This window comes from Planctobacterium marinum (genome assembly GCF_020687805.1).
In the GTDB taxonomy this organism is placed as follows: Bacteria; Pseudomonadota; Gammaproteobacteria; order Enterobacterales; family Alteromonadaceae; genus Planctobacterium; species Planctobacterium marinum.
In genome coordinates this window covers 188,067-201,150 of the sequence record NZ_JAJEWQ010000007.1, presented here as the reverse complement: position 1 = coordinate 201,150, position 13,084 = coordinate 188,067, and the positions used below count along the sequence as shown (strand labels likewise).

The 13,084-nt window shown below is 41.6% G+C and carries 4 protein-coding genes; all 4 read right to left on the bottom strand.

The features are described 5' to 3' along the window. Positions 1-7,949, bottom strand: a 7,949-nt coding sequence (locus LJ740_RS20335) for a calcium-binding protein (protein ID WP_324255640.1), incomplete at its 3' end; no start/stop codon positions are given. Between the two features lie 14 nt (positions 7,950-7,963). Then, a complete protein-coding gene (locus tag LJ740_RS20325; RefSeq protein WP_229530962.1) occupies positions 7,964-9,352 on the bottom strand; it encodes a hypothetical protein in 1,389 nt (462 codons plus the stop codon). 74 nt (positions 9,353-9,426) lie between these two features. Further along, entirely contained in the window at positions 9,427-10,758 is a 1,332-nt protein-coding gene (locus LJ740_RS20320) for an HlyD family type I secretion periplasmic adaptor subunit (RefSeq protein WP_229530961.1), read from the bottom strand. 21 nt (positions 10,759-10,779) lie between these two features. Continuing rightward, positions 10,780-12,996 (bottom strand): type I secretion system permease/ATPase, encoded by a 2,217-nt coding sequence (locus tag LJ740_RS20315; RefSeq protein ID WP_229530960.1) that lies wholly within the window; start codon positions 12,994-12,996, stop codon positions 10,780-10,782. Positions 12,997-13,084: the final 88 nt, after the last annotated feature.

The following is a 13,084-nucleotide window of genomic DNA, read 5'->3' as shown; positions in this document are numbered from 1 at the left end:
GTGATGGCCTCGCCAAAAACGATGGTATCCGTTCCGCGCTCATCCGAGATGACATCCTGACCATCACCGATGCTGAACAGGTAAGTGTCACGACCTGCTCCGCCTTCCAGACGGTCATTGCCTGCTCCGCCGATGAGGGTGTCATTGCCGCCCATCGCCTGGATCAGATCATCACCACCGAGTGCCGAAATCGCTTCACCACCATTACCATCAACAAATACGTCAGCCTCTTCACTCAACTGAAGTGGCGTATTTTCATTGATAGATGCGTGGTCCCATTGTGGTCCCCCCAAGAAACGTATTAATTCAACTGGGTTAGATGCCCAGTTTTCAATAGTAATGCTATCATTTTCGCCATATTTGATAAGGAGTGTTTCTACCCCCTCTTCATTAAGGTAGCGAGACACTTCCACTAGTTCAGAATTCACACCAGGGGAAAAAGTTATGAAATCTGTACCTTTAATATCAGATATAACATCATGACCATCACCTATATCAAACCAGTATGTGTCATCGCCTCGTCCACCTTCTAATCGGTCGTCACCTTCTCCGCCCCGCAATTGATCTGCGCCATCCATACCAAATAAGACATCATTGCCAGCATAGCCATCTAAATTGTCATTTCCAGAATAACCCCACATCTTGTCTGCACTATCGCTTCCTTGTAAAAAGTCACTACTACTAGTTCCATGGTACTCTGGCTCCAGAGAGACACCCTCAAGAGCGTCAATAATTTCGTCGATACTGAAAACAGTTCCATCTGAAAAACGTATCTCGCTTATGCGGTAATTAACTTCGCCGTTTCCATTCGTTATTCCAGCAAACCAATCAAGAATCCGTACTTGTGCGCCTGACTCATTATTGATTAAGAGTAAGTTGTTGGAATTGCTCTCTCTTTGAAAGCTGACGTTTTCAGATAAAACATCTGTAAATTGAATAACATTATATTCATCAAATTGGCTTCCAAATTCATCTATCGTGTCGTTCCCTCCATTGAACGAGATAACATAGATGTCATCCCCAGAGCCCCCTTCTAGCAGATCATCACCGGTACCACTTACCAAGGTATCGTTCCCCGAAGCTCCACTCAGTCGATTGTTTCCTTCGTCTCCATATAAAATGTCATCACCACTTCCACCATTCAGGTAATCGTCCCCTGCTCCAGCATTTAGCGTATCATTTCCGCTATCACCAAGAAGAGTGTCATTACCATCAAGCCCATACATAGTGTCGGCTAAGCTCGTTCCAAATAAAACGTCATCATTTGCACTCCCCACAATATCCGCAGGTGGCTCGATTAAATTCTCGATGTCTTCTGAGGTCCAGACAGTTCCATCTGAAAAGATGAACTCCGCAATTGGAAGCTCGTCAGCGAAATCATCTGAAGAGCTTGAGGAGTACCAATTAAGAATACGTAGAGTCTCTCCTGAGTCTATAATTTCAATTAGAAGAGAGTTAAAGTCCGAACGAACTATTCGTAAATGCTCAGGGGAAACATCGCTTTTAAATTCTACGCGATTCGGTTCATTGGTGAGATTAAGGAACTCAAAGATGATGTCATTGCCACTACCTCGACCATAAATATAGGTGTCCGCTCCAAAACCCCCGTCCATGTAATCGTCTCCAGCGCCTCCGTCAATTAGATCATCTGCACGGGTTCCAATTAGATGATCATCTTCTTCGGAACCTTCTACACGTATCCTTGAATCAACAAGTGCCAACAAGGTGTCCCTTGTCCAGACCGTTCCATCGGCAAATACAAACTCAGCAATGGGAGTTTCCTCCGCAAAATCATTTGAATCACTTGAAGCAAACCATTGTTCTATACGAAGTTTCTCACCTGTATCTAATATCTCGAACGTCAAGGATCCTGAACTAGAGCGCACGACTTTCAAATCATCTGGAAGAATATCTTCCTTAAATTCCACCCGATTTGGTTCTTCAGAAAGATTTAAGAACTCATAGATAACATCATTTCCACTTCCGCGACCATAGATGTAAGTATCAGAGCCAAAGCCACCGTCCATATAATCATCACCAGCACCTCCATCGATTATATCATTAGCGTCGGTGCCAAGAATAAAGTCCTCGTCATCGCTTCCCATCACAGGAACGCGACTATCTACAAATTCACGTAAAACCTCTGGTGTCCAGACAGTTCCATCGGAAAAAATAAATTGTGAAACAGGAAGCTCGTTCGCAAACTCGTTCGAATCGGCAGCGGCAAACCACATCTCTATGCGAAGCTTCTCACCTGTTTCAATAATCTCGAAGGTGAGTGAGCCCGAATCAGTGCGAGTCACTCTCAAATCATCTGGGGTAATACCTTCTTTAAATTCAACCCGATTAGGCTGTCCAGAGAGGTTTGACATCTCAAAAATGGTGTCATTGCCGCTTCCCGTGCCATAAAGATATGTATCGGAACCAAAACCACCATCGATGTAATCATTGCCCGCGCCACCGTCAATAATGTCGTCATCATCTGTGCCTAATAAATGGTCGTCACTATCAGTGCCACGTAGAACTGCGCCGGGGTAATGAATTCCTAAAATATCAAAAATTTGTTGCGAGGTAAGAGTAGTACCATCTGCAAACTGAATTTCGGTTATTGCGGCGGTATCAGGTGTTGAAACGATTTCTTCACCAGTTTCAGAATTAATTAAAGTTCGGAAAAAGTCTCGAATTTCAAGAACATCATCTGTACCTTCAATGGTGATGTTGAGGCCCGTATAATTCATGGTCAGAATTCCCTGACTCTCACTCCCTGAGGACTCTGCCATACTGAAAGTAAGTATTTCTTGCGTAATACCCTCACCTAAAACCAAAACATTCGATTCACTAAAATCGAAACTACGTTCGGTTATCACATCCCTGCCATCTCCCAAATTATACCTGTATATATCATTCCCTTCATTGCCTTCCAGCAGGTCTCTTCCTTGTCCCCCTGAGAGGACATCGTTCCCTATTCCGCCAAACAGCCAATCACTGCCGATATGCCCATTCAGATTATCGTCACCTGCTTCGCCGTAGATTGAGTTGAAATATTCATCATCAGTGGATTGTGCGAAAACGGTATCATTCCCATTTCCACCGTATATTGTATCTGAGCGATCAACGGTACCGTAAATAGTGTCTTCGCCATCACCAGCGTAAATAAAATTGCTTCCAGAGCCTGCGAAAATAATGTCATTTCCATCCCCGCCAGTGACTTGATCATCCCCTTCTCCTGCGTGCAGCGTATCGTTGCCATTACCACCTAAAATAGTGTCATCGCCATCACCTCCAAAAATCACATCAGAGCCATCTCGTCCATCCAGATGATCGTTGCCAGACCCACCGTATATATTCTCACCAACGCTCGTACCTATTAGTCGATCTCCATTCTCAGTGCCTGAAATATCCGAACCAGGTGAGGGAATATCCAACAGGCCATATATGTCAGATGGCTGAAGGGTTGTTCCATCTTGAAACTGAAACAAAGCAATTTGATAAGGACTTTGAAATTCGTTGGTTTCTGTATTGATGAACCAATTGTCTATTCTGAGTTTATCTTCGGTACCCACAATACTGATTTGTATCCCGACACTTCCATATCGAGTAACTTGTATATCTTGCTGTTCGATTCCTTCACCAAACAAGATAATATTGACATCAGTATTGTCAGAATTAATTTCCGAAATGCGATCTTGTCCGCTTCCATATCCGAATAGGTAAGTGTCGCTACCAACCCCGCCCACCAGTAGGTCATTCCCTGCGGCACCGTCCAGAGTATCATTTCCTGATCCGCCCAGGACGATGTCTCCTCCATCACTTCCTTGAAGAACATCATCATTATCTGTCCCAACTAGATATTGAGATGGAGCCCCAATTCCCATTTGTGAATAAATATCAGCAATGTCGTAGAATGTTCCATCTGCAAACTCTACTCGGTTTACACTTCTCAAGAATTCGCCATTTTGATTTTGCTCAAACCAATTTGAAATTGTTATCGAGTCGTTTGAGTCGGTAAATGCTATGCGCAAATCATTATTTACTCGAAGGAAATAGACATTATCTTTAGAAACAGTTTCTCCAAATTGAATCGCGTCGCCGTGTTCATCCGAAGCTGAGTCCAAGATGATATCGCTTCCATCACCTTGCTCGAAGAAATATACATCATTGCCATTACCTCCTTCCAATATGTCATTCCCCATGCCTCCTTCAATGAAATCATCGCCGTCCCCAGCAGCGAGAGTGTCGTTTCCTTCGTAACCTCTAACAATATCGTCTTGAATACTTCCAGATATTGAGTCGTCGTCTTCAGTGCCAGATGTAGACGCAATGTTCACGATATCTTCAAACGTCATTGTTGTTCCGTCAGCAAAATCAATTTGCTCGATCCCTTGACCGTTTATATTCCAATTTTTTATCTGAAGTCCATTTCCATCGTTGTCGACCATTACAATCAAGTCATCTCCAGAAATTTTGAATTTTATTGAGTCTTTTGTGATCCCCTCACCGAACTCCAAAACATCAATTTCTGTAAACTCTTGATTAGACGCATTTTCACTAGAAGAAACGTTCTCCAAATACGCTCGTCTTAAAAATGATAGTTGGCCTCTAGCTCTTGGCTCTAACCGAAAATCTTCGCGATTAAAAATAAATTGTTGACGATTAACTGGCTGATTCGTTTCTGACTCGGCTTCAATCAAAGTGTCAAAGCCATCGCCGAGTGAATATTGATATCGATCATTTCCCAGGCCACCATCTAAGAGATCATCACCCTCATCACCTGTTAGTGTATCGAGTCCCTCCCCCCCATTTAATTCATCATCACCTGCACCACCATTTAAAATGTCATTACCAGAATCGCCAAATAGTCTATCGTTGCCCTCGAAACCATCAATTTCATCATTTCCTTCGCCTCCGTATAATTCGTCAATTCCAAGATCACCTTCTAATTTGTCATCAGCTAATGAACCGTCATGGGAAAGCATTTCAATGATTTCGGAGAAACCTAGCTGAGTATCGCTGAATTTCAAATTTAAAGTAGCCGTTCCTTCGGAAAACTCATCTATCTCTAGAAAAACTCCTTCGTTAGTTATGGTGTCCTTTACAAAGATGTAATTTGAATGATCAACTTGGTTGAATTGAGAGGGTGTTAATATACTGTTTTGGTCGAAACCATTCCCTTCAATTGCGATGGGTTCAACATAGACAATTTGATAACGATCAAGATTATTTGTAAATTCAATTGTTGCTATATATGACTGTAAATCAGATTTTAAGGACAGATCAATGTAATCAAATCCACTACCATATTTATATATCAATTCGCCTGATTCTGATAACTGACTTGTTGTCACGAATACCATATCATTTCCGGCGGCATCATCGACCTCAACTAAACCATCTGTCCCGACAACTATTTCAATATTATCATTCCCTGCACCAGTATCTATAAACGTCTGAGCAAACCCCGTCCTATTCCCTTTTACTCTTATGACATCGTTACCGTTTCCAGCGTAAACTTCGGATGAAACGTTATCATCTTCAAGATTTAATCCATGATTTATTTCAATTAAATCATCACCGCCAAGACTTCTGATTTCATCCTCACCACCCAAACCGAAGATAGCGTCGCTATCGGAGGAGCCAAAAATACTATCGCGTCCAGTAGCACCATAGCTATGCCCTTCTCTTAACACACCTCCAACCGATATTTGGAAAATCATAGAGGCAGGCTGTGTTCCCACAGTCACGTAACCATTTAATTCCTCAAACCACTCGGTAATAATGGATTGTGAGTTTACAACATCTTTTCTTACGCCTGTTGTATAAATAGCCCCGGTTTCCGGATTAGCAAACCCCCAACTATAATGAAGCCGTGACTCGGTAAGATTATAATAGCGATAATTCCATGGACTCCCAGCCGCCCCTACTTGAAGACCTCTCGTATCAGCAAGCTCTTCAGTGGTCATACCACGATAGGTTGGAATTTCAGATTCAGGGGGCTCAGCGTAAGAATAATAAATTGTCGTCTGGAGTGCTCCAGAATACAGTGAATACATATTTAATTGGGATTGCCAAACATGAGGGGTATGAAAACTGGTGGATTCGCCGGGTTCGAAAAGTACGACCCCCAAATCTCCACTATTAAAATCCCTAACAGTTAACACATCATTGATTATTAAATCGCCACCCAATAATTTGTACGAAAAACGGCCGTCGGAAGAGACATATGCGTCAATTTCTGAATCATAAATGCCACCTGATAACACGTAGCCATCAAATACAATAGAACCAGAATAATCGAGGATCGTGTCTATACCATCTCCCGAGTTATAGATATAAGTGTCGTTACCTAGTCCACCTTCTAGATGGTCGCTCCCATCACCACCTGACAAAGTGTCATCACCAAATCCACCATAGATAATATCATCGCCTCCGCCCCCTTCTAGTAGGTCATCACCATGACCTCCAATTAAGATATCATTTCCGGGGTTTTCGGTTATGTCTTCGGGATCTTGATAGGCATCGCCTTTCAATGTTGCCCCGGTATTGTCAGCGATAAGAATATCATCCCCCCCTCCTCCCCAAAGGGTTTGCCCGTCCCTGGAAACCAATAAATCACTTAGTTCAGTTCCCTCACCAAAGCCATCACCAAAACGAGAAATTGCATCATGCTCAAAAAGAATAAGTTGTGCATCAATCTGAGTTTTCGCTTCTTCAGGAGAAAGGGAGCCTAGTTGTAAATCATTGATATTTTCAAAATACTGTTGAAAAAGCTGAGACAAATTATCAGACAATTGTGTTTCTATAATTCTAGCTTGCCCCAAAACCGAATCACCATCTGGAATATAATTCAGATTAGCTTCAATTAATTTAACCGTAGTCTCGGCACGATCAAGGTACGAATTGCGGATCCGCGCAAGTTCTTCATAACCTTCAATAAAAGCTAATTCAACTCTGAAAAAATCCTCCATTTCACGTATGGTAGATATTTCTCCGGCATCAACTGCATTCTTTACTGATTGAATTAACGCCTCAAAAGAAACAGGTACGCCCTCTCCTTCGGAGAAGTTTCGTTCTTTTGATAATTCCTTCATAATGAACAACAAAGGTTCTAATTCACTATTTTCAAACGCCTCTCTTTCCATTGCGGCTATAAAATTATTTCTGTCATGACTCCCTCCAGGAGTTCCGGCATCGACCAGTCCCAACATAGTACCCGTGATAAAAAGCTTCCAACTTCGAGACGCTAAACCAATGCCTTGTAGAGCCGAGGCCAGATTTGGGAGCAAATCATCCACATAATTAACAGAGGTCGAAGAACCTACATATTCATCTTCAGAAAAGTAAACACCACCTGCACTAATTACACTGCCTTCTTCGTAAATATTTTCTACGTAAAGCTCACCTACTGGAGACTGAGTTATGCCCAAATTCAACAGGGTATTCGAATAATTGATATCTAGTGTTTGTTCAGTCAATATGTCTGAATCAAGTATGCCTTTCACGCCCGGCGCATCAAACGTAAGCCCCTTTGAGCCAAACGTATAAGCAAGAACTTGTGCATGAGCCCCACCCAGAGAATGTCCGACAAAAGTAACATTTGCGGGGTCAATGTTATTTATTTCGAGAAATGCATCAATCGATCTCAATGACTCGTCAAATTGTTCAGCATATGTCCTCATAAATAGTGCGGCATCAGCAGAAGCATCTCGAATAAAATCTATCCTCTCCTGCTCCGTTCCAACCCCAAAATCAGTTCCGGCAATTGCAATGACATACTCTCCATCTTGCTCATATACCTGGTATTTAAGCCCTGTCCCACTAAGTCCTTCATCACTGGAATTAGTAAGAGTAGATATCCTCCACCCAGCAACATTTTGTGCGCGAGCGTCGAAATTGTTGTAAACATCATCTATCAAATAAGAAAAAGCTAACTTTTGCTGCTGCGTAAACATATCAATTCTCCGTATCAATTTAGTTTCAGTTTTTGTTTAACCATCTGTATTAACGAGTTTTCATTCGGCTGCTTGCTGTTGTTGATGGCTACTCTATTTAGAAATTCAGCGGGGAGCACAATCTCAAATGCTGGTGTATTTTTTTCTTCGGTAGCAAAGAACCTTAAATGACCGTCTAAATATTTCGTATCATTGACGGTCGTCAGATGACGACCATAGAATGAAAAATAACTTATGTTTTGCCAATTTCGATGTGCGTTTATTGCCTCAAACCTTCCGTAACCGCCTTTTTCGACTGAGTTCAACCCCAAAAAACCAGCGGGCTGTACAAATTTCATGTATTTTTTCGCGTGGCCGAACACCTTTAGTTCGTTCCGATGTTCAGGCAAATAATAGGTAGATAAATAGGGATCTGAGTCACTTAATTTACTGTCAACATTTGGGGCCCAAACAAGTTCCAAATCTGACTCAAGAAAAACGTCTAGCTTTATTGTCGATGTAGAAAATTGGCATGAATCTTCTTCTCCGAAAAAGCCGCATCTCTCACTGGCATATGATTGTTTTCGATAGACAATTGCTGCAATACCTTCTTCTAAATTTTCTGAAACGCTTATTTCAGGTAACGAAAATCTTTGTGAAAAACCTTTGCTGTAGACCCATTCATAAGGAAGCGGCGTACTACTTTTTATTTTTTTTAGTTCTTCAAAAGAGGAGGAGATACGAAATGTTGCTTCTAAGTTCTCTGGATAGTCCTTCTTTCTTGAGAATACTTTCTGTGAAGCTCTTAGAAGAAACTCATCAGATAAATATATTTCTTTGCTCTCATCACGCTCTCCGAGAATTAAGGACTTGGTCTTGCCTAAAACGTTACATGGGAAGATTGATGAAATAAGATCCATCCCTTGAAATCTTTCCCTTTGAAATTCAACGACGCGTCCTTCATATATATTTCCTTCAAGTCCCCTTAAACGAAGACTGAAGCCTCTTGTAGCAATAACAGATTCATAATCATTTGCAGTAAAGTTGAGATGAAACCAAGGTGATTCGGGAAAATCTAAATCGAGGTGTCCTTGTTTTTCGTCCAACCAGGGCAATTGAGCATCATTTTTTGCGTAGATATCAAGATAGCAGTTGGCAGGTTTGAAACACTCTTGCTCAGGGGGACATAGTTCAACAAAAAAAGGTTGATAGCGGATAGCAAACGCTTCAATCCCTTCAGATAGTTCAGCACTAACCCATGAAGAGGGCATATCAAATCGTTTACTAAAATCTGACGTATAGATCCAAGCATTTGGATCTTTTCGAAACATCCCTCCTCTAAATGTCTGCCTTTTCTCATATTCTGTATCAAACTCTTGATTTTGCTGCTTAGGAGTAATCTCAACAATCTGTTGTGCATTCACTTTGTGGCTACAACTTATAATTACAAACAAGGTGCATAAAAAAATGGAACTCAAGACCAATCTGAACATCACAGTTACCTTTCCCTGATACCTTCATTCATGCCTTTAAGCACTGGTGACAAAAGAAATTCAATGATCCTTCGTTTCCCCGTTTTTATCTCGACTGTTGCTTGCATACCAGGTTGTAATTCAACCCACCGTTGCCCCGCCCAAATCTGATTCGTTTTAAGTTTTACTTTGATAGGAAAGGTCAACCCCCAATTTTCGTCTTCAATTGCGTCAGCGGAAATGGTCTCAACTGTTGCCTCAATGACACCGTAGGTCGTGAATGGGAAGGACTCTAGTTTGATCTCCGCCTCCTGACCGGGAGACACAAACCCAATGTCTTTGTTCAGAAGTCCAGCTTCTGCAATCAGGTATTGACCATCAGGGACGATATGCATAATTTCTTGAGCTGTTGTAACTACACCACCCAAAGTTGCAATAGCTAATTTAGTGACTGTCCCATCAACTGGAGAGACTAACTGTTGCTGCCTGGTAACCTGCCTGGCTTGTGCCAACTCCTGCTCTACACTGCGGATTTCGCGCTCAATCTGCTCTAGTTTTTCATATTGGTGCTTTTCAAATTCTTTCGAAAAAGCCCATTTTTGTTGCTGTTTTGCGCTAATATTTGATTCGAGCTGCATGACCCTGGCTTGTTCATAAGCCAACAATTCCTGCTGCTCGATATATTGTTGTTTTAGTTGCAAATACTGATCAGTTGCCACAAGAGATGAATCATTCATTTTCCGAAGGCTTTCAGTGCGTTGTGCGGTGATTGGAAGGATTTTTTTGTATCGGTTGACACTCACTTCAATTGTGTGCTTTTCAGCATTGAGTGAGGTTAACTCTGCATCAATAGATTGGATCTTAGCAAAGTACTCTGACAGCATGCTCTCCAATAATTGATCATGAGTAGTGGGGTTATCTTGTGAGTTAACGTTTTCTGTGATTTTTTTTAGTAACAGGTTTATCCGACTTGCATCGTCTTTTAGCCCCTGCAAGACGTTGTTCAACTTTAGTTGTTCAGCATTGTTTATCGTTCCGTCCAGTTCGACAAGTAAAGTTCCCTTTTCAACCCACTGCCCTTCATCGACAAAGATTTGTGTTACCACACCATTTTCTAATGGTTGGATTATTTTCACTTTTCCTGAAGGGACTAACTTACCGTTGGCGACCGCAACAATATCAATTTTGCCGAAGCAGGCCCACCCAATGAGAAGACAAAACAAAATCAGAATAAGCCAGATTATGATCCGACCAAATTTTGGTGGTGGAGCAGCCTGAATTTCCAACGCAGCAGGCATAAACTGCGTTACAAGAGGATCCTTTACTTCTTTGGTCTCAGCATCCGTGTTGTAATTCATTTTGCGAGTCCATTGAGTGAATTAAGTATTTGCAGAACTGCTAATATCACTTCCTTTAATAGTACGAACACTATTCTCCGAAAATGAATTCACAATTTTCCGCTGCTCAGGCAAACCGTTTTGCAAAGCAAACAAGTGGCGATAAATACCGTTTTCAGCGAGCAAGGCATCATGACTTCCTCGTTCAACCAAGCGCCCTTTATCAATAACAAGAATTTCATGTGCATCTCTAATTGCTGACAGACGATGCGCGATAATAAAAACAGTTCTTCCTTTACAAATCTGATTCATATTCTTACGGATTATCGCTTCAGATTCATAATCTAATGCGCTTGTCGCCTCATCAAATACAAGGACTTTAGGATCGGTTATCAATGCTCTTGCAATCGCAATTCGTTGACGCTGACCTCCTGATAATGAAGCCCCATGCTCACCAACTTGCGTATCGTAACCTTCTGGAAGCTCAAGGATAAATTCATGAGCGCCTGCAAGCTTTGCAGCCTGAATAACTTTTTCCATGGGAACTCCGGGATCAGAAATTGAAATGTTTTTCCGGACACTGTCGTTAAACAGAAAGCTTTCTTGTAACACTACACCTATTTGTTGGCGCAACCAGGCGGGGTCGACTAACGCCAGGTCAACGCCATCAATAAGTACTCGACCACTTTCTGGGACATATATACGCTGGATCAATTTGGTCAAAGTACTTTTCCCCGAACCAGAGCGTCCAACTATTCCGATAATATTCCCCGGATTAATATCAAAAGAAATATCGGTTAAAACGGAGGGTAATTGTTTGTTATAACGGAAAGTCGCGTGCTCAAACGTTACGGCTCCCTTGATTGCTGGTAAAGAAGCCTTGTTTGGATTAAACCCCGGCTCAGGTTTGACGTTTAATATGTCTCCAAGCCTTGCTAACGAGACTCGTGCCTGTTGAAACTCTTGCCATAAATTTACAAGCCTCATGATTGGACCGGATACACGCTGAGCAAGCATGTTAAAGGCGATAAACTGCCCAACAGTTAGTGCACCACCGACAACCATTAACGCCCCAAAATAGAGTGTCAGCAGAGACGATACTTTATTAATGTAAGCAGCTATTTGGCTATAAATATTATTAAGATTATTGGTTTTGAAAGCACTTGTTACGTAATCGGCAACCTTTTCATCCCATTGATTTCTCATACGGGGTTCAATTGCACTCGACTTAATGGTTTCCACGCCTGTAATAGACTCCACTAAAAAGGCATGATTCTCAGCACTGCGCTGAAACATTTCCTCCAACCTCTGCCGCAATGTCGGAGTGACGAGTATGGATAAGACAGCGTAGCAAGGAATCGTTGCAACAACTATCCAGGTCAAAAATGGCGCATAATAGAACATCAGTCCCAGAAACATAAAACTGAAGAAAACATCCAAAATCAGTGTCAGAGAAGACCCTGTAATGAAGTCACGTATGTTTTCAAGTTCCTTTACGCGTGCAACCGTTTGACCCACCTTAGAATTGCTAAAAAACCGGATAGGTAACGACAACAGATGTCGATATAGTTTGCTGCTCAACTCCACATCAATTCTGTTTGTAGTATGAGCAAAAAGCCATGTCCTGAAACCTGTCAGGAGAACTTCAAATGTAATTACGATAAAAAAGCCAATAGCCAGCACATCAAGAGTGGTTAACCCTTTGTGAACCAAAACTTTATCAATAACTACCTGGAAAAACACAGGCGAACCAAGTCCTAATAGCTGTATGAAGAAAGAAGCTAAAATCACATCTCTAAAGTAATGTCTGTATTTCTTGAATGCAGGTATAAACCATTTAAAGCCAAACTTTACAGATGAGGATGATTTTGCAGAATTTCGGCGAGTAAAAAGAAGTACTTTGCCGGTCCAGTAATCTAGGAATTCGTTGACTTTTAAATATTTTGGCTTTTCAGAGACCATCTCCTGGATGATCACTTGTCCATCATTAATTTTGGCGATTATGAAATAATGTCCGGCTCTGTCTTGACTAACAACTGGCAAATTGAATTGCTCTAACTTGTCAAAACTTACTGTTGAAGCAGCACATTTAAGTCCAATATGCTTTGAAGCTCGAATAAGGTTGGCTTCACATAAGGAGTCATCAGGCGATGAAAATTCTCTAAATAATTGTGAAGCAGAAGCAGGGATCTGAAAAAAACGCGCGATAACAGATAGACACTGGATCCCTGTCTGAAATTGTGACTTTTCGTAGTCCATCCCAATACCACTATACACAGCCTGTGGCTATTCTGTAACCAAATCGTATAGGTCAGGAATTTACACACAAATAGTCTAGATAACAATC